24 protein-coding genes are annotated in these 18,413 nt (G+C 49.1%); 21 read left to right on the top strand and 3 right to left on the bottom strand.

Annotated features, from left to right (window positions below):
• Window positions 1–64 precede the first annotated feature (64 nt).
• The 8 genes from nrdB (at window position 65) to OGW13_RS11660 (ending at window position 5,987) form a co-directional block, all read left to right on the top strand.
• The gene (gene nrdB / locus OGW13_RS11695) at window positions 65–1,198 is read left to right on the top strand and encodes a class Ia ribonucleoside-diphosphate reductase subunit beta (protein ID WP_287116144.1); all 1,134 of its coding nucleotides are present in this window, start codon (window positions 65–67) and stop codon (window positions 1,196–1,198) included.
• A gap of 82 nt (window positions 1,199–1,280) precedes the next feature.
• On the top strand, window positions 1,281–2,138 hold the full coding sequence (locus OGW13_RS11690; RefSeq protein ID WP_057057144.1) for a pyrophosphohydrolase domain-containing protein: 858 nt from the start codon (window positions 1,281–1,283) through the stop codon (window positions 2,136–2,138).
• A 195-nt stretch (window positions 2,139–2,333) separates the two neighbouring features.
• On the top strand, window positions 2,334–3,419 hold the full coding sequence (locus OGW13_RS11685) for a thymidylate synthase (RefSeq protein WP_287116143.1): 1,086 nt from the start codon (window positions 2,334–2,336) through the stop codon (window positions 3,417–3,419).
• Window positions 3,392–3,838 (top strand): HAD family hydrolase, encoded by a 447-nt coding sequence (locus tag OGW13_RS11680; protein ID WP_127353347.1) that lies wholly within the window; start codon window positions 3,392–3,394, stop codon window positions 3,836–3,838. Before OGW13_RS11685 ends, OGW13_RS11680 begins: the two co-directional genes overlap by 28 nt.
• A gap of 2 nt (window positions 3,839–3,840) precedes the next feature.
• The gene (locus OGW13_RS11675) at window positions 3,841–4,344 is read left to right on the top strand and encodes a dihydrofolate reductase (protein WP_287116142.1); all 504 of its coding nucleotides are present in this window, start codon (window positions 3,841–3,843) and stop codon (window positions 4,342–4,344) included.
• Window positions 4,332–4,967, top strand: a complete 636-nt coding sequence (locus tag OGW13_RS11670; protein ID WP_287116141.1) for an AAA family ATPase — start codon at window positions 4,332–4,334, stop codon at window positions 4,965–4,967. Before OGW13_RS11675 ends, OGW13_RS11670 begins: the two co-directional genes overlap by 13 nt.
• 61 nt (window positions 4,968–5,028) lie before the next feature.
• Window positions 5,029–5,448, top strand: coding sequence for a hypothetical protein (locus OGW13_RS11665; RefSeq protein ID WP_287116140.1), 420 nt, complete (start codon window positions 5,029–5,031; stop codon window positions 5,446–5,448).
• Window positions 5,445–5,987, top strand: coding sequence for a 3'-5' exonuclease (locus OGW13_RS11660; protein WP_287116139.1), 543 nt, complete (start codon window positions 5,445–5,447; stop codon window positions 5,985–5,987). The genes OGW13_RS11665 and OGW13_RS11660 overlap by 4 nt, the downstream gene beginning before the upstream one ends.
• Window positions 5,988–6,014: 27 nt before the next feature.
• Here the strand turns inward: OGW13_RS11660 and OGW13_RS11655 are convergent, their stop codons facing one another.
• Window positions 6,015–6,404 carry a hypothetical protein gene (locus tag OGW13_RS11655; RefSeq protein ID WP_127353348.1) on the bottom strand — a complete coding sequence of 130 codons (390 nt, stop codon included), beginning with the start codon at window positions 6,402–6,404 and terminating at the stop codon, window positions 6,015–6,017.
• A 160-nt stretch (window positions 6,405–6,564) separates the two neighbouring features.
• Here OGW13_RS11655 and OGW13_RS11650 point away from each other — a divergent pair, with 160 nt between their 5' ends.
• The 12 genes from OGW13_RS11650 (at window position 6,565) to OGW13_RS11595 (ending at window position 14,162) form a co-directional block, all read left to right on the top strand.
• Window positions 6,565–7,368 carry a hypothetical protein gene (locus OGW13_RS11650; RefSeq protein WP_287116138.1) on the top strand — a complete coding sequence of 268 codons (804 nt, stop codon included), beginning with the start codon at window positions 6,565–6,567 and terminating at the stop codon, window positions 7,366–7,368.
• A gap of 35 nt (window positions 7,369–7,403) precedes the next feature.
• Complete coding sequence (locus tag OGW13_RS11645; protein ID WP_287116137.1) at window positions 7,404–7,928, top strand: hypothetical protein; 525 nt, start codon at window positions 7,404–7,406, stop codon at window positions 7,926–7,928.
• Between the two features lie 88 nt (window positions 7,929–8,016).
• Window positions 8,017–8,631 carry a phage N-6-adenine-methyltransferase gene (locus tag OGW13_RS11640; protein ID WP_287116136.1) on the top strand — a complete coding sequence of 205 codons (615 nt, stop codon included), beginning with the start codon at window positions 8,017–8,019 and terminating at the stop codon, window positions 8,629–8,631.
• Between the two features lie 183 nt (window positions 8,632–8,814).
• A complete protein-coding gene (locus OGW13_RS11635) occupies window positions 8,815–9,048 on the top strand; it encodes a hypothetical protein (RefSeq protein WP_057057155.1) in 234 nt (77 codons plus the stop codon).
• Between the two features lie 606 nt (window positions 9,049–9,654).
• A complete protein-coding gene (locus tag OGW13_RS11630; protein WP_287116135.1) occupies window positions 9,655–10,245 on the top strand; it encodes a hypothetical protein in 591 nt (196 codons plus the stop codon).
• A 179-nt stretch (window positions 10,246–10,424) separates the two neighbouring features.
• Entirely contained in the window at window positions 10,425–10,730 is a 306-nt protein-coding gene (locus OGW13_RS11625) for a Thoeris anti-defense Tad2 family protein (protein WP_072931993.1), read from the top strand.
• Window positions 10,727–11,248 (top strand): hypothetical protein, encoded by a 522-nt coding sequence (locus OGW13_RS11620; protein WP_287116134.1) that lies wholly within the window; start codon window positions 10,727–10,729, stop codon window positions 11,246–11,248. The genes OGW13_RS11625 and OGW13_RS11620 overlap by 4 nt, the downstream gene beginning before the upstream one ends.
• 274 nt (window positions 11,249–11,522) lie before the next feature.
• Window positions 11,523–11,948 carry a TerB family tellurite resistance protein gene (locus OGW13_RS11615; RefSeq protein ID WP_250128431.1) on the top strand — a complete coding sequence of 142 codons (426 nt, stop codon included), beginning with the start codon at window positions 11,523–11,525 and terminating at the stop codon, window positions 11,946–11,948.
• Window positions 11,948–12,100 carry a DUF3927 family protein gene (locus OGW13_RS11610; RefSeq protein ID WP_127353352.1) on the top strand — a complete coding sequence of 51 codons (153 nt, stop codon included), beginning with the start codon at window positions 11,948–11,950 and terminating at the stop codon, window positions 12,098–12,100. Before OGW13_RS11615 ends, OGW13_RS11610 begins: the two co-directional genes overlap by 1 nt.
• Window positions 12,101–12,247: 147 nt before the next feature.
• The gene (locus OGW13_RS11605) at window positions 12,248–12,787 is read left to right on the top strand and encodes a hypothetical protein (RefSeq protein WP_287116133.1); all 540 of its coding nucleotides are present in this window, start codon (window positions 12,248–12,250) and stop codon (window positions 12,785–12,787) included.
• A gap of 42 nt (window positions 12,788–12,829) precedes the next feature.
• Window positions 12,830–13,432 carry an HD domain-containing protein gene (locus OGW13_RS11600; protein WP_287116132.1) on the top strand — a complete coding sequence of 201 codons (603 nt, stop codon included), beginning with the start codon at window positions 12,830–12,832 and terminating at the stop codon, window positions 13,430–13,432.
• On the top strand, window positions 13,422–14,162 hold the full coding sequence (locus OGW13_RS11595; protein WP_287116131.1) for a hypothetical protein: 741 nt from the start codon (window positions 13,422–13,424) through the stop codon (window positions 14,160–14,162). The genes OGW13_RS11600 and OGW13_RS11595 overlap by 11 nt, the downstream gene beginning before the upstream one ends.
• Here the strand turns inward: OGW13_RS11595 and umuC are convergent.
• On the bottom strand, window positions 14,139–15,404 hold the full coding sequence (umuC, locus tag OGW13_RS11590) for a translesion error-prone DNA polymerase V subunit UmuC (RefSeq protein ID WP_287116130.1): 1,266 nt from the start codon (window positions 15,402–15,404) through the stop codon (window positions 14,139–14,141). The two genes, OGW13_RS11595 and umuC, sit on opposite strands and share 24 nt — an antisense overlap.
• A gap of 91 nt (window positions 15,405–15,495) precedes the next feature.
• Window positions 15,496–16,146, bottom strand: a complete 651-nt coding sequence (locus tag OGW13_RS11585) for a DUF8377 family phage-derived protein (protein ID WP_072931984.1) — start codon at window positions 16,144–16,146, stop codon at window positions 15,496–15,498.
• Between the two features lie 441 nt (window positions 16,147–16,587).
• Between OGW13_RS11585 and OGW13_RS11580 the strand changes: the two genes are divergently transcribed.
• Entirely contained in the window at window positions 16,588–18,273 is a 1,686-nt protein-coding gene (locus tag OGW13_RS11580; RefSeq protein WP_287116129.1) for a DUF4942 domain-containing protein, read from the top strand.
• Window positions 18,274–18,413: the final 140 nt, after the last annotated feature.

Below are 18,413 nucleotides of genomic sequence, written 5' to 3'. Positions count from 1 at the left end.
CAATCAATTGAACACCTGTGCCAGCGCATCACAATGCTGGCACGTAAAACAACGAGGAAAACACATGAGCCAATATTCAACGTTCCGGCTTGGGGCGAACGACGCGACAAAAGAACCTATGTTCCTTGGCCTGTCAGTAAACGTATCTCGCTATGACCAGCAAAAATATCGCCTGTTTGAGAAGCTGATCGAGAAGCAGCTCTCTTTCTTCTGGCGCCCTGAAGAAGTGGACATTTCTAAAGATCGCATTGAGTTCAACAACAAACTGCAACCGCATGAGCGACACATCTTCCTGAGCAACCTCCGTTACCAAACTCTGCTGGACTCCGTACAGGGTCGCAGCCCGAACGCTACATTGCTGCCGCTGGCGTCCATTCCAGAGCTGGAGACGTGGATTGAAACGTGGTCATTCTCAGAGACCATTCATAGCCGCAGCTACACGCACATCATTCGTGGCATGGTCGATAACCCGGCTGAAATTTTCGACGGCATTGTGAGCGATGAAGAAATTGTGAGCCGCGCCGCATCGGTTACTGAGCAGTATGACGCCCTGTATCAGCTGATCTGCGCTCGCGAGTATCTATCAGAGCAGGAAGGCCGTTTTGATGAGATTTATGGCGAACTTGCCATGGAGAAACAGGTTTACCGCACCCTGGTAGCAGTAAACGCTCTGGAGGCAATCCGCTTCTATGTCAGCTTCGCCTGCACGTTTTCTTTTGGTGAGCGTGGACTACTGGAAGGCAATACAAAAATTATGCGCTTCATCGCGCGTGATGAGGCTCTGCATTGTCACTCTACAGAAATGATGATCAAGTACATGCGCGTCGGCAAAGAGGGTGAGCAGTGGAAGGCTGTGGCTGATGAGCTTGAGCCCTTTGTTTACCAGACCATGAAGGACGTGGCTGAGCAGGAGATGCGCTGGGCAGAACACCTTTTCAAAGATGGCTCTATGATCGGTCTTAATGCAGAAATCCTGAAGCAGTATGTGAAATATCGCACTAACGTTAGCCTGCGTCGCATGGGGCTTAAGCCAATTTTCGAAGATGCTTTGAATGATCCACTGCCGTGGATGAACAAATGGCTGCTGAGTGACCAGGTGCAAGTGGCGCCGCAAGAAGTTGAGGTTGGCTCATATCTGGTTGGGCAGATCGACTCAACGGTGAGTTCGAAGAGCCTGAAGAAGTTCGCCGACATTTGATGAATTTACGTGTTGGATGCCTACGTCCAACACGTTACTATGTTGAAAATAAAGTGATTGTTTATATAAATAAGGAAACAAGATGTTTACTGGCATTATGGACAAAGTGAAGCTGTTCGGTGACAAAGTTGTCGGCTTCAAGCCAGATCTTTACGAGCTGCATCCGGGTTATGGCGATCATACTCTGGACATCTATGAGATGGTTAACCAATTCCACGGGCTGTTTCAGCATCCTCAGCGTATAGCTGCAACACCGGCGCTGCTTCGCTTACGTGCAAAACTTATTCGCGAAGAAGCTGTTGAAGAAGGCATCCCAGCTGCCGATAACTCAAATTTAGAGAAGATATTGGATGCGATGGCCGACTTCCTCTATGTCGGTATTGGCACTATGGTGGCGATCCGCGGCGGCGCACCTATGGGGATGAGTATTTATACCCAGGATCAAAGCGTAGGTCGATTCCATGAGACTTTGTCTATGACTTCCGCAGCGATCGATGATGTGAAGCTACCGTTTTATGAAGCTGGCAAAGTCGCTGATGAGCTTGAGGCTCTTGCGACCAAAATTGAGTCAGAGAATTTGTCAGAAGGTGCTCTTATTAACGAGCTGCGCCGAGTCCTGAACATGCTTTATGTCGCCTGCAGCATGACCTATCGCCTGGCTGATTTAATGGACATCAACATTGTAGAGCTGGTGGCGGAAGTTCACCGTTCCAACATGACGAAGCTGTGGCCGGGTGACGATGCAGAGCGGGCTGTGGCGGTGGATCGCTGCCAGTACGACCATTCAGATCTGGGCTTCCGTGCTTGTGAAGGTACTGATTTAAGAATCGGATTCCGCATCTCAGATGGCAAAATCCTCAAGTCACCAACCTACAGTGAAGCTGATCTGGTTGGCTTTGTTGCGACGGCTAAGACGTCTACTATTGTGAAGGAATTATGAAGATGCGCCTTGTAGTTAAATGGCTATAAAGGTATATTTGATTCTTATGCGAAATAAGCCTTATCAGAATATCTGATTTATAGGCGCCCTTCTGGGCGTCTTTTTTTTTGCTTTTAAGTTATAGGGTTGCTTTGATGGCGCTCTTTTTTTACTTATTATAAGATAGGTATTCACCTACCTATCAAAGAAACCAAGATGACAAGTTTACTCAACAAACCTTTCACTAATGGCCTGGCGACGGATTACACATACCGTTCACTAATTAGCCGGGTTCAATCAGAAGGCATGGCCTCTGGCGACAGAACTGGAACCGGCACAAAAGGAACCTGTTTCTTAGCAACCGATTACCTGCTGACTGGTGCATCAGTGCCACTTGTTTCCAGCAAAAAAACCAACCTCAAACCTCTTCTGGTTGAGCTGGAGTGGTATCTCAAAGGCACTGGCAATATCGGCTTCCTGAAAGAGCATGGCGTCAAAATCTGGGACGCATGGGCCGATGAGAACGATGACCTCGGGCCGGTCTACGGAAAGCAATGGCGCAGCCTGGAAGACACCCGGATTATTCTTAGCAGCGATCTACAAAAATATCTTGAGCGCGGTTACTTGCTTGAAACTGAAATCGACGACAAACGTTCCCTTGTCACCAGAAACGTTGACCAGTTGGCGCGTATCGTTAACACGCTTCGCACTAACCCATCCGATCGCCGAATGCTGATGAGTGCATGGAACGTGGCTCAGCTGGAAGACATGGCACTGCCACCTTGCCACTTTGCGTTTTACGTGTGGAGTCGTGAGCTGGATTTCCCAACCCGTTTGTCGATGGCGAGTGATGTCGGCCGGACGCACTCTCAGTACGGGCATGAAAGCATGTATAGCCGCCTGCTTGAGCTGCTGGATTCTGGCACTGAGATTAATGACGAGCTGATGGACAGCCTGGGTATTCCAAAGCGAGTTCTTTGCTCTACGGTAATGCAGCGCAGCGTTGATGTGTTTGTCGGTATGCCTTTCAACATTGCTGGGTACGGCATCCTGACTCACTTCATTGCCCAAATTACCGGCCACATGGCCGCGTCTCTGACTCATTACGGATGTGACGTCCATCTCTATGACAATCACCAAGAGGCGGTTGAAGAACTTCAGGCGCGCGAGATCCCCAAAAGCTCTGACCCGGTGGTCATCCTTCCCGAAGCATGGGAAGAGATTGACGATTTCCGCTGGGATGGCGTCGTGGTTGAAGGCTATGAACCACTGCCATGGATCAAGGTTCCGGTGGCGGTGTAGCAATGGCCAGGGGAATGATTGTTTTTTGTGAGATCGACAATGTTTTGGCTGAGGTAAATCACCGCAGCTCATTGTCGGCCGAGGATGATCGTCTGGTAATGGGCGATGGTCTTATCTTCCCCACCAGCCGAATGCTCCGGGGCTTCATGCGCTCCGGGGCAGAGATTGCTTTGGTTTCAAATCGCTCAGCCAAATTGAGTGAGGCTACGAAGCAATGGTTAAAAGGGGCTGGCATTGATTACGACTGGCTTTACTTCGGCGGAATGACGCCCAAGTACGGAGCTTTTTTGAAAAAGACTTTGCAGGAGCATCGGGTCGATCGACTTATTGCAGCGGTAGGCGCCAGCCAAGAGTTTGTCAGCGTAATGGCAAGCCACCCAAACCGCCCTGTTTGTTATGTCGTCCGAAAGGGAGAGTGACCATGTTTATGATTGCTGCGGTGGCCAAGAACGGCGCCATCGGAAAAGGGAATCAGCTGCCATGGCGCAGCAAAGAAGATCTGCAAATTTTCAAGCGCATGACGACCGGTAAGATTGTTGTTATGGGGCGTAAAACAGCGGAAAGCCTGGGTAAGCCACTGCCTGACCGTGTCAACGTTGTTATCAGCCGTGATGCAGCTCGTGTACCGGCTGGATTCGCCCATCTCAGAGGTATGTCAGATGTGGCGAAGCTGTTGGTCTATTCAAACTGCGAGGTGGCCATCATTGGTGGAGCTGAGGTCTATCGACTCGCCATGCCATACGTCTATCGTGTTTATCTGACGCACCTTGATGTTGAAGTGCCCGATGCAGATACCTTTTTCCCCATGGAAGAAATGGCCGCCGCAAATCTGATTTCCCTTGAGACGTTAGTGGTGCAAGAGGAAACGGAAACAACGCCAGCCTTTAAACAAGTTGTTTATGGAGATAAAGAATGGATCGCATAGGTTTGGCTGGCGCCCAGGGAACGGGCAAAACGACTTTAGCCAAGCGTCTCGCACTTAAGTACGGTTACAAGTTTGTCGATGCTGGCGTTGGCGCGCTGATGAGTAAGCTAGGCGTTGTGGTTGGCAAAGAAATGCCTCTCTTCGAACGACTGCAGGTGCAGCTGGCCGTCGCAAACCACATTGCCGACAAATCCAATGGCTCAGGCAGTTTCGTTATGGATCGAACGCCAATTGACGTTATGGCCTACACCATCGACCTCTTACACCAGGTTAATGATGATCGTTGTGTTTCGCTGTTCAATGAGATTCAACAGGTGTGCTCGCGAACCGCAATTGCGAACTACAACGTGATTGTTGGTTTGCGCCCGGGGATCGAGCTTTCTCAAGAGGACAAAGATCGAGAGCAGCGAGGTTCTCTCGACCCTTTGTATGTTCGCCGAATTGATGCGCTGGTGAGCGGCGAACTGAACAATCTCAACCTCTTTGAGAACAAGCGGAATCTTACAGTCGGCTTTTTCCCGCCAACTTTAACGGATCTGGATGCGCGGATTACTTCATTTAGCCAATACATCCGAAGTTCCGCAGAAGCACACAAGCGGCCAGTCGATAGCGCCTTGCACTAAATGTTGAACCCCTCTCGTGGTGCGCAACAATACGCGCACCACATGATCACGGAATACAAGCATGACCACCGACCTTCTCTTGCAAGATGAAATCGACCGGAAGACGGTTGAAGCGCTCGAACGAGTGGTGACCGAATTTGAGTCAAAACTTCTGACTTCTCGTGAGGCAAGAATTGCCATCCGCGCAGTGTTTGAGAGTGTTCAGGGGCTGCTGACTGAATCCATCAGCGAAATACTAAATCAGGTGATGACTCAGTTTGCTAACGAACCAGGTAAGCCCATTTTTCCCATGCACCTGGCAATGCCAGGCGGCAATACTATTTTCATCAGCGTTGATCTCGACGACAAAACGATGCGTGTTCTAAACGTCACCACCGGTGCTGAGCTGGCCAAGGTCGTGTGCGACACGCAGACCGAGACAATCAAAAAGGCAGCTGCGTTTGTCAAAAACGCCATTGTCAAAGGAGCTAAAAAATTATGATCGCAACCGGGCTGGACATTGAATCAACTGGGCTGGACTTCCGCGGTGGCCATCGAGTCATCGAGATCGCCATATCCTCCTACAACATCATCACCAAAGAGAAGATAGCAAGCCTGGAGATGCGCTTTAACCCGCGGCGAACCATCCAACCAGAAGCGCAAAAGGTGCATGGCATCTCATTAGAGATGCTGGCCACCGCCCCACTCTTTGAAGACAAAGCCCCTGAGCTTATCGCGATGTTGGACGCCAGCGACTTTTACATTGCTCACAATGGAGAAGGCTTTGATGGCCCGTTCCTGCAACATGAGTTCAATCTCTCTGGTCACACCATGCCAGACAAGCCCATGTTTGACACGATGTTAGAGGGGCTGTGGGCTACAGAAGAGGGGAAGCGCCCTCGTCTGCAAGAGCTGGCTTTTGCGTTGGGGCTGGTCTATGACACGGAGAAAGCGCATAGCGCTCTCTACGATGTAGATCTGATGATGGAATGCTTCTTCCTTGCGCGCGAGAAATACGGCCTATTCCAACTATCTTTCTAAGCTTGCACAATGGCCGCGCTAAGCGGCCTATTTACATGGGTAAATAGTAATAAAAGCTTTGAGAGCAGCAGCTTCAAGTGGACTATCTCCCATATTCTTTATGACACGTTGACCTTCTTCCCCCTTGAGGTAGCTTTGCAATGTCAACTCCAACATATCTCCATTAATAATTAAACTATTCGGTGTACAAAAAAGTGGCTTTTGATTAATGACGTCTGAAAAGGCATTTGAAGTATTAAAACCACTGGCGACACCATTAAGGTATGCCTTGTAAATTTGCACATTACTATTCGTTACGCCTTTGGATGCAACTTCATGATATTTAAGGTAATCATTTACAGAAAAAATATTTGCTGAGGATGAAATTGCAGGGAAGGAACAGAGGGCTGCAACCAAAAGGAATATTGTTTTTTTCATACTTAAATTAAATTTTATAGAGAGGGGATAACTATGTTAAACCAACCTATGACGGTTTCAAAATATTTCTGAGCCTAACTTAATTGCTTTTTCCCCTAACTCAGTTTGGCAAAATAGTTGTCATCACGAAGTACATTTAAAACAAAGAAAGGAAAAGCACATGTCCAACGCAGCCCAAACAAACGTTTCTGATCTCGATGCTCTGTCTGCGATCTTGGCATCCCTTGATGAAACCCCAGCCGCCGCTGACAGTCAGATGAAAGGCATCGATTCTTTGCTCGATGAGCTGGAAACGAACGCAGCTGAGGCCGCCACATCGACACCAGAGAGCATCGCGGCAAAGATCGAAAACGAATTACCGGTTACGCCAGCTGCTGCTTCAGGTGATATGGAACAGGTGATCATTGATTTAGAAGAGTCGAACACGGCCACACCGCCAGAGAAATCAACGGAGATTTTGGCCGGTGGCGAAGAGAATATTCTCCCGGTGATAGAAGAACCGGCCGCACCTGAAGTTCAGGAGGAAAAGCAACCTGAACCTAAGCCTAAAAAAGCCAGCACACCTCGTGGTGCTCGATTCACCTTTGACGGTAAGGACGATGCCTTCTTTGAGAAAGCTGGCCTGCAGCGCGAGGATTTCATGAAGTGCTACAACGAGGCTCCAGTGAAGGCAATGGACAAAATCCAAAACATTATGCACTGGTTCAGTGGTGGCCCAGATCTGAGCGTGTATACCCGTATTTCGTTACACTCATTAATCGCTGACAAAACGGCCAGCAGCAATAGCCTCAAATTGGCTATGATGAGCTATCCAGAGAAGCCCTATCCAGTTGGCACTGCCTCCACTCAGGCTGGCCAAATGATGGCAGTATTTCCGGCGCTGGGTATCGCTGAGAAAGATGGGAAATCGTTAACCCTTAATGCTGATTCTCCTATCGTCAAAAAGTTTATGGCGGAAGAGTAAAGAGACCATCTAAATTCGCCCACGGGAAGGACGCTGTGGGCTTAACGCAAATAAACAATACAAACCCATCCACTTCGCTAGAAACGCTTCCCTCGCGCTTCCCTGAACGTATTTTTCATGCTGATATAGTCAAACAAAAACAATACCACTCTGGGGTAGAGGGAATGACAACAGTAACCACTGAGAAAGAACTCGCACAAGCAATAAAATCTAACCAATCCACTATTACCATCACCGGCGATCTGTCTAAGAAAACATTAAAAATTCACGCGACAGGCTCAGTTGCATGGGCGGTCGTAGCCGCCAGTCTTATCGTGGCGGGAGGCGCAGCGTTTGTAACCATGGGATCTGGTGGAACCGCGACCCCCGTTGCAGCCCCCACCGCTGCACTGGCAGGTGTTGGCGCAACGTCGGTGCTAGGTATTGGCGCTACCACGTCAGCCATCAGTGTGATCTTGGCCTCTGGGGGCGTAGCTGCTGGGATGAAAACCCTTAAGTCCCTTAGAAAATATAAAGTCGTCGAGAAATCAGAAGGTATGCTTGTCCTAAACCGTAGATAACATGAGGGCGCTTCGCGCCCTTATTGCATTGCGAACGGAAAAATAATTTGCGATCATGTAGGTAGTTAACTACCTACCGAGAATTATCATGATTGCCGCAGAGAAGATTAAAAAGCGCGAGCGTGACAAAGAGCTGCGCGACCTGTGGCGCACTCCACGATGGCTATTTGAGGCCATTCAGAAATACCTGGGCATCCAGTTTAACGTTGACGTGGCTTGTGATGCCGGCAACGCGCTGCTGCCTGGCTTTATCGGCAGGGAAAGAGACGCGCTTGTTTGTGAGTGGGGCGAGCCAGGCACAAATGCTTTTCTCAATCCGCCTTATTCCAAGATTAAACCCTGGATAGAGGCTGCTATGCGTGAGCAGCGTCGCGGCGTATCGACAGTAATGCTGATCCCCCAATCACTTGATACCGCCTGGTATGAGTTCGCTACTGAATCAGCTAATGAGACGGTGGTGCTGACCGGTGGGCGTGTAGCCTTTCTGGAACCAGACGTGGAGCTGGGGTTGGTAGAAGTACGTGAAAACCCAGGTGGTAGTATGCTGGTGGTCTTCCGCGGCCACTGCCACCAAGCTGGGCACATTCTTCGCAAGGTTTCACTGCCAGTAATGAAAGAGCTGGGTGGTTATGATCCTTCAAAAGCAATCAGAAAGAAGCGCCCCTCCAAGAAGAAACAACCCACGTTGGAGCTGGCAGCTTAGCACCACCACAAACCCAATTTATCCAACCTGCTTCCGTATATTTATATACTGGTTAGTTATTTATTTATAGAGAAGCAGGTCGGTCGTAAGCAACCCACCAGCCCTTGTCATACCTGGTTTTTTTGGTAGATCACCTTCCCAGAAAAATTATGATCGCTGGACATCAATCAGAAGGAATTACACATGGCACACCCTACCAACGTAGTGGCACTGATCGACACTGATTTTCTCGCCAATGCACGTCAGCTACTAAAAAGCCGCGATCAGTCATTCACGCTTTATGAGTGGGCGCTTAAGGCGATCCGCGGTGGGCAGCATACAAATGAAGTTGAGCAGCTGATCGGCGAGTTAATCAACGAAGTTCATGGGCTGAATGTTCAACTTCACGGACGCACTGAGCAGAAAGCCACCGCTTAAAATAGTAACGCTGTTAAATAGTCATTTAGCTATTTACCGTCTGATCTACCAGTGCTAACATCCCGCCGTCATTTTTCGGAATGGCTCGGCAGATGGGTGGAGGATTATGGCGCTGGCGTCTGCTTAAAGGAACCTGTTACCAGCGATCGAACCGGGACGCGAAAGCCGCTCGGGGAGAGGGAGAATCAAAGCAGGAGAGAAAAGGAGTCACTGTAGGTTGTCGAAACCAGACGAGTTCCAAGAGGTTGGTGTCTGGTGTTCCCCTCCTACAGTGAGGAAGGATCTCGATTCTGGGGTATTGCTGCCCACAACCTTCCTAACCGGGACTGGCATTAGATCTCGGTCATAGTTTCTGGCTATGATTTGCTCAGGTTAGCGTGGGTTTCAGCACCCTGCTTCCCTGGGTGAATTATATCCAGAACACACAACCTCTCACTCCGTTCGAGGGAAACCTCACATTCGTTCGGTTTCTCACTTCTAAACCCATTCTGGGTATTGTATATATTTTTCAATTAGTTAATTGTTTAGCGCGAGAAATTTCCGAATTTCCTTGATCTATGTCATTCATCATATATGATTTGGTTAATGGAAATTATGGGGTGTTACATGAAAAAGTTAGACATTAGTGATCACATTTATACCAGGTTGGCTAAACACGCAGTTGGCTTTGAAACCCCTGAAAGCGTAATCGAACGACTGCTAGATGCTTATGAAATTGTTCCGGGGCAGAAGCCGAAATTGACCTTCATACCTGAAAACGAAGAAGAATTTAAAGCAAGACTAGTTGAGTCTCGTCATGCTTACGTCGAACTCAGAATGGAAGATGGCACGATTCAGGCCGGTGAATGGAGTGCTCATTCATTCCAAGATAGCTCGAACTTAAGAGCGAATATCTGGTCGGGTTATCTTCGGAACTGGTCGAAAAGGGGAATCGTTGCAGCAACTTTTGAGGTCGTAATGTCCCCAAACAGTGAAGACAAAATAGTACAATCCGCTGAATTCGAAAAGTATGTAATTAACCAACACGCAAGTGGCTCCATTTCCGTTAAGGTTAACGATATGGATGCAAGACCAGTCAAACCAATGCTGAGGAAGATAGCTGAGGCACTCGATGTCAGCATCGTCAATTCAAACAACAATGATCTAAATACGCGCCAGCTTGGGGCATCCATTATCAAAGCTCTTACCCCCCCATGAGGGGGTTTTTAAACAATCATTTAATAAGTAGTTGACTACCTACATTTAAAATATTAAATTGACCGCGTCAGGACGACGACGGCGCTGGTTTAGCGCTTGCTCCATGGACGGAGCACAAACACGGCTGGGTTCGCCCAGCCGTAACTCTTTGTGTCTCAAGAAGGGATTCGTTTGTGAACATGTTGTTGTCTTACGCAGACGTTTTGACCGGCATTAAAACCGGCGCCTCCTTCGCACGTCAGAAATGGCCTGCCGACACATCCATACGACTCCGCACCGGGGTGATCAGCTCAAGCGAATACCAGAAAACTGAAGGCAAAGTGTTCTTCGGCCTTCCACTCAACCTTTTTGAAGTCCACCAGCCAGACGGTTACACCGTATTTCCTGGTTTAGAGATGGTTCTTCCTAATGGCAAGGTGGTTGATTACCTGGCTTCGATGATTGACCAGCTCGCCTGCGATTGGAAACGAGTGGAAACTAAATGATCAGCTATTTGTTCTTCAAGCGCCGCTTCGAGCGCCAGCTTCGGCAGATGGAAATCCGCATCCGTGAACTTGAGTCACGTTGCGATCGCCTGTCCGATGCTTTGGTTACGTTCGGCACCGCAGCCGGTGTTAAGCATGTCGAGAAGCAACGTGGCCGTTCTGAAGTGGAGTTGTGGGGGTTGTCCGATCCGCCAGTTTTTCTAGGGAAGGAAAAATCTCATGCAGCAGTACCAGCTTCAACGACTTCGGCGCGCAGCGCAGCCCCTGTTAGTGATGTTAACCATGTGCCTTTTGTGTACATCGATAACGACGATGTTCCAGCTCGCTCCAACGTCTCTCCAGGTGCCAGCAATACGCACCATAGCAGCCCCGCAAGCAATTGCTCGGCCACCAGCGACCATTCAAGCAGCTCAATCCACCACTCTTCCCACGGGAGCCATGGTGGATTCGACCACGGCGGTGGAAGCTATGACTCAGGTGGTTCCTTCGATTCAGGCGGATCGTTCGGCTGTGATTAAGGGAGATGCGTGATGTGGATTAGAGGCTTCTTTCTCTTAGGCGTTGTGATCATTGTTTCGTGGATCACCAATCTCGTGAAGGTGTTCACAACAGACATTCCGGTGCCTCTCTGGGGCGGCAAGGAGATTGCCAGAGTCATTAGCATTTTTATCCCACCGCTAGGCGCCGCTCTCGGATTCTTTTAACCCGTAATGTAGTGCTTTTACCCCGTTTTGGGCGCGCTACGATATGACCACTTAGAAAACAAGTTGTTAAATAAACAAAGGAAAACACATGTTTGGTTTGCTGAAAAAGAAAACTCGTAAAGCAGTAATCGAAGTTAAGAAGATGGAGAACCGCGATGCAGTTGAAGCGACTGTCTGGGGCGGTTACTACATTTCTTATTTTGATGGTGACTGCTCGCCTGCAGAAGTTGCTGTGCTTGAAAAGACTATGGCTGCTACCCCTTCATTTGCGCCGTTCGCTGGTGAGATCGCTCAGCTCAGCTCTAACGTGCGCCAGCAATTCGAAGCAAGCGCGCGCCGGGCGGCTGCCCAAGCTCTTCGTGAGTTAGAAGATATTGCCGGCACTACGGATGCTGTGGACGTTCTGTGCCTGTGTATCGATATTGCTGACAACGATGGCATTGGTGAAGATGAAATGAAAGCCCTGAAGAAGATTGCTCAGGCACTTCAGCTTTCACTCGATCCTTACCTCTGATGATCCGCAACATTCGCCTCGGTGCTGCCGGATTTTTTGCACTGCTTGCGGTCATGGTTGATTTTGCCAGCCGGCTGTTGTCTGTGCTTACCGATGGCGCATTGCTGGCGGTAGCAGTTGTCATTCTTCTACCGCTACTGAAAAAGCAGTAACCAAAGGCGTCTTCGGACGCCTTTTTAGTCGCTCTACCCCCCTGCCCAAGCCGAATCAAATTGCTTAGTGGCCTTCTCCGATGGTGGCAATATACATCCATCGAGAAAACAAATTGTTATCACCAATAAGAAAACAAGGAAAAGCACATGTGTATTTTATGCGAATTAAAAAAAGCTGCCGCCAAGCAATCTGAAGAGCACACCTCTGAAATCAACCTCTCAGAAGTGGCCAAACATGCTCGCGCGATCGTCAGCAAAGAGAATGTGCATCCTATGCAAGCTATTGCAGCACTGCAATTCCTGATGCCGGTAATGAAAGACCCGGAGATGATGCTGGAGTTGCTTATTAAAGCTGACGATGAAGCCCAAGCAAACAAAGCACCGCGTACTGGTGATAGCACTGTAGGCTCAAACCAACGTGCAGAAGAACTGGAAAAAGAAGTAGCCCGTCTTAATGCCCAGACCAATCTGCAGGCCACCAATGGCAAAGCAATGGGTGACGCTCTGGCATCGTTAAGCGCGAGTATGAATATCGAGCTGCCGGTTCTGGATGGGTCAAACCCTCGCTCCACGGTAAAAGCTTTGTCGGCCGTGGCTGACAAACTCGAAAGCCATAAAGCAGGCATTGAGTTCTGGATGCGTGAAATCACCAACCGCTACGATCTGAACAAAACGACCTCTCATTAATTTAAAATGGGCGCTACGGCGCCCATCTCATTTAGGTAAATTATGGACATCATCATCGACAAAGCTCGCACTTATGCGACCGCTGCTCACGGCGCTGTTGGTCAACGCCGCAAGTACACTAACGAGCCATACATCACCCACCCAACCGCTGTTGCCGAGCTGGTTCGTGCGCATGGCGGAACCAGAGACATGATTGCGGCCGCGTATCTTCACGATGTCATTGAAGACACTCAGTTGACCTTTGACGATCTGAAAGAGGCGTTTGGCGAGAGTATTGCCTGGAAGGTTGAGGCGTTGACCAATAAAGCCGGCAAAGAAGATGGCAACCGCATACAGCGTTTTGTTATCAACTGCCGCGCGCTGATTAATAGCCTCGATGAAGAAACGATGGTGATTAAGCTGTGCGATCTGCTGCATAACACCTCTTCCATCGTTGAGCATGACCACGGATTCGCTGCGATCTACCTCGCTGAAAAAGAGTTCATGATGGATGAAATCTTCGGCCTGATGGAAGGCGGTCTGGCCGACATTGTCCGTGCAAAATTAGTGTGGGGCTATGAACAGTTGAGCACCAGCTTCAAGGCGCGCCATTTGAAGCATCTGCGCACCATCCAGACTGCGTGGAGTGAACAAGATGCAGCATGAGACCACCAGCCCCCTCGATCGCCAGGCATTGATGGAGACGTTTCTAAAGGGTGTGCCAACCGAAGAGCTTCTCAACCACGATATTAACAGTTGGTATGCGCACAAAGCGCAAGAGCAAGCCGAGGAAATGCGTGAGGAAATGGAGTCACCTGCTGGTGGGCTTTTAAAATTCCTCAGTAGTGGACCGATGTCAGGTATGGCGGCAATGATGTTCGCCAAGGAGTTTAAGGACACACCGGCCACTAATTATTATGAGCTGGCGTATCAAGTGCCTGATATGGGCGCCTTCACGGTCACAATCCAGCGTAACGACGGAGAGACACCGGCTCTTCAGCTGGCCGCAGCTAAAGAGCGAATTGCCATGCTCGAAGAATCACACGCTCAGGTGATTCAGGCTCGTGATTTGTACAAACAGAGCTGGCAGCTGTCATCTCTACAATCGATGTCACGTTCATTCCGCGAGGCAGTGAGAGCTGCGCGTAAGGTATGGCTGGACGAGAATGACCCGAAAGATGGCACTGACTGCGTCACCCCATTCGACCAGTTCCTATACACGGAAGTTGTTTCTGGTGAAGATGTTGATTTGCCAGACCTCTTCGAGTTGATGGAGTGGGCGAAATATCCAGCCGATGGGCGCGATCTCAACTCGGTGGCCAAAGGCAAGATGTCTCGTCTTATTCTTTCCGCGACCGGTTTGGGTGATGCGTCACTTACAGTAAGCGATCGGTAAATCCTTCAGGCAAGTGGTGTAGCGCGGGGAAAGCATCTCGCGCTTCATCTGCCACTGATTATCAACCCCCTGCCCTGCGAACCAAACCTTCCCCAATCCTGTTTTATTAATCTTCTCGATAACGCCCATTAGCTCATCTGCTTTGGCTCGCGGCTGGTGTTCGCTGAACATATCCAATTGAGCGACACCGCCCTGGAAGAAGTCACCAAGCATGATACCCGCGCGCGCGTAACGGTAACCATCACGCCATATTCTTTTCAGACACTGCATGGCAAACGCTACAATGTCACGCGTGTCGGCAGTCGGGTATTCGCAGGTGATCGAAGCGCTGTTACCATATTGAGTCTCATTGGCGTAGCGGCTCGTTGCAATGAAAACAGTAATAAGCCGGCAACGTGATTTTTGTTCTCTCAACTTCTCTGACGCGCGTACGGCATAAGTGCAAACGGCATGTTCCATGTCCTCCAGGCACTCAACACGCCGCCCAAAAGATTTGGAGGTGACAATCTGCTGCTTTGGTGGCGGCTGCTCTTCAAGCGGGATGCACGATTCACCATTTAGCTCACGAACGGTGCGTTCAAGCACCACACCGAAATGTTTGCGGATCATCGTCGTGTTGGCCTGTGCCAGCTGTAGCGCCGTTTCGATGCCCATCTGGTTGAGCCTCTTCGTTAATCGGCCCCCAACACCCCAGACATCACTTACATCGACCAGAGCCATCAGTTTGCGTTGTCTCACCTGGCTGGATAAGTCCAGTACCCCGTTTGTTTTTGACCATTTTTTTGCAGCATGATTTGCCAGTTTTGCCAAAGTTTTACTTTGCGCAAATCCCACACCTACGGTGAGAAACGTTTCTTTTTTGATGCGTTCTCTAAGTTGGCGCCCAAAATCTTCAAGAGGTATACATCTGGAAATGCCTGATACATCAAGGAAACTTTCGTCAATACTGTAAATCTCTTGGCCTGGAGCCATCTCACCCATTATGGTCATCATACGCTTGCTCATGTCGGCATAGAGAGCATAATTGCTGGAAAAGACGACTACGCCCTTCTCTTCAAAGAAACGCTCGTTTTTGAATAGTGGATCACCCATTTTTATGCCTAATTTCTTTGCTTCGGCAGATCGAGCAACGATGCAGCCGTCGTTGTTAGAGCAGACCACAACTGGCTTCCCGCGCAGATCAGGTCGGAAAATTGTCTCACAAGAGGCATAAAATGAATTAGCATCGACGAGGGCAAACATTCGGCTATCTCTCGAAATAACTGTGCGTATATACAGTATAATAGATCGACTTTTGCGATTAGCCAAATGGAAGGGGCAATCCGCCCCTTAATTAGTAGTTGGTGAATTGAGCATAGGGAACTCTAAGCCCACCGCGAACGCCAAAAGACTGCGCATATGTTGGCTGCTTTTTGCTGACGTATCGGCATTGAATTTGAGTGCCTGTCCACTTGGTAATAAGCCCAGAGTAACCTACAACCTCGCCATCGTCAGATATGTTCCCAGGCAACGCATTCATTAAAATCCATGGGTTAAAGTTGACGTTAAAGGACACAGTAGATGAATCCACCGGCGAGTTGGTAGGAAGGTCAATAAAACCTCTGATGCGCGGCGCAAGCTCCGCGCTTTTAGCACTCCAAACCAGCTGGCCGCTGGCGTTCAATACATCAAGATAACCACTCTGGATCGCAACGTTTCGGCTGGTTCTAATAATGCGACCACTATTGTTTTGAAAGCACCAGGCGCCAGGCATCGCGAACGCACCGGGATTTAGCTGATACCAGTAGAGATAACCAGGTTGTGGCCAACTGTTACTTGGCAAAAAGCCAAAAGGATAGTCGCCGCCAAATGGGTTTTTGACTTGGTAATAGCCTATGTCAGTTAGGCCAGTAATATTTCTGATGTCTGAAAAAAGCGTGGTTCGATTGTCAGAATCGACCATGACCGCCCCAGCATTGTTGAATAACTCAAATCCATATGACATGTAACCTCCTTATGCGTACCGGTACACTTCAACCGTGAACGTCTCGGATGAGTAGTAGCCGTTCATCTGGTACAAAGTGAAACTGTTTGTGCCTGTAACACAATAACAATCGACGAACCCTCCGAATGAGTTGTGCGTGATGATGGCGAATGAATTTGAAGCATTGATCCCTGGTACAGATTGGGTAAACGATTTAGCCCCTGATGCCATTTTCGCAGTGTATGTGCCAATAAAACGACAATTGTAATCGCTAAGATCGACGACAAGCCTGCCGCTCCCATCCCAGCACTGAAGCCCGAAAGCCATGGTTAAAATCCTTTTCAACCGTTGAAAGTCTTGACATTTTACAATTAGCATAACGCCGTAAACAAATTGTTTTATGCCTTATCTTATATGGAATAATAACACCAATAAGAAAACATTTTGTTTAATGGTGAGCAAATGAGCACAGCACTTTCAATCATCGAAGCATCATCCCCTGGCAGCAGCGTGGCATTCCGCGAAGAGCTGGCGATAATCAATAACATCGTAGCCGAGTGCGATCGGGAGATTGCCCTGATGCACGAGGTGCACGACTACGTTTATGGTGATGACCGGTATCAGATGATTAATCGACTGTTGGAGCTGAACCACCAGCCAGATTGCAGCGCGCGCCCCGGAAGCACCCTTTCCAAAGTTAACTTGCAGCATGTGAAGGAAAACATTCACGCCCGTTATTGGCAGCGGGTGACGGAAATGACGAACGTTCTGATGATCATGCCAGCTGCGCGCCGTGAGGAATGGCGTGAGCAATTCATCTACGGGAAGATGGAAGTAACCGAGGAACGTAAAACGGGAATGTTCAAGGACACTTACCGTGCCAAGAAATATGTGGGCGTTCCAGAGTTCACCCTTAACACTGTTGTGCCAACCATGGTGTCATTGCTCAACGACCGGCACAAATATCTGGTTGAACGTGTGCATGGGCTATTCAAGGCGCTGAGTCCGAACCACAAAACGAACAAGGTTTTTGGCTTCTCAGAAAAGATGATCATCTCCTATGTCTTTACCGACTATTGGAATGACAGTATTTCAATCAACTACCGCAAAGAGGACGTGCTCGACGACCTGCGTGTGATGCTTCACTTCTTCGCGCATCAGGAAATTACAGAGGTGGCACCGTCACGTCATGTGTTCAGCGCGCTTTACCGTGACAACAAGGCAATGAACACTTGGTACAGCATCGACGGTAACTTGATGCGAGTGAAGATGTTCAAGAACGGCAACCTGCACATTCAGGTTCACCCGGACGTAGCCTGGAAACTCAATGAAGTTCTGGCGGTGGCAATGCCAGCCTCGATCCCGTCAGAGCTTCGTAAGCCACCTGCAAAGAGCGCCCCGCCGAAAGAGTTTGGGCATGTTCACACGGAAGTGAGCAGCCAGGCGAGAAGAGCGTTATCAACGATGAGTAATCGTTACGGCAGCTGGTCGTATAGTCATCATGGTTTGTCCAAATCAGAGATAGAGAAGGCTGACGCTGTCATTAAGCGGATCGGCGGCGTTCAAACCAGCAGCCATTGCTTTATATTCCCATATGAGCCTGGGAGCATTATCAGCATGATCATGGCCACCGGCCAGATACCAGATGTCGTTGCTCACCAATTCTATCCAACCCCTCTACCAATCGCCGAGTACGTTGCGGCCGCATTGAATATGCAGCCGGGTGAAAGCCTGCTTGAGCCTTCTGCTGGGCGAGGTGACTTGCTTGCGGCGGTTCCGCTGGCACATGAGTTTGCGACCTGCGTTGAGGTGGCGCCGCTATTTGCGGAGATCCTGAAGGAGAAAGGCTTCACTGATGTGCATAACCTCGATTTCATGGCCTGGACAAAAGACTACTCCAAGATGAAGTTCGACAAGATAGCCATGAACCCGCCTTACTCCGAAGGTCGTGCCAAAACACATACTCTCGCCGCTCTGGAACATTTGAATGTTGGCGGCCGGCTGGTGGCTGTTCTCCCTGGTTTGCCAAACCTAAGTGAGTGGATTGACGACCGCCGATTTGCATGTGCGATCGGGAAAACATTTGAACGAGAGTTCGAGGACACCGGCGTTACTGTCACCGTCTGCATTTTCAAATGTCTAAAGTGAATGATTTGTTTAAACAAATAAGTAAATAATATATCTGTTTAAATTTGTGTGTTCTTAAACCTTAGATGCCATGAATAGTTGTTCGAGTGATAATATTGCAAGGTTGCAGTAACTATAAACATATGGGAGCTGATTGATGA

Source organism: Citrobacter sp. Ca225 (assembly GCF_030337175.1).
GTDB lineage: Bacteria > Pseudomonadota > Gammaproteobacteria > Enterobacterales > Enterobacteriaceae > Citrobacter_A > Citrobacter_A amalonaticus.
Note: the sequence above shows the minus strand (reverse complement) of the source record. Positions and strands in the feature narration are given on the sequence as shown.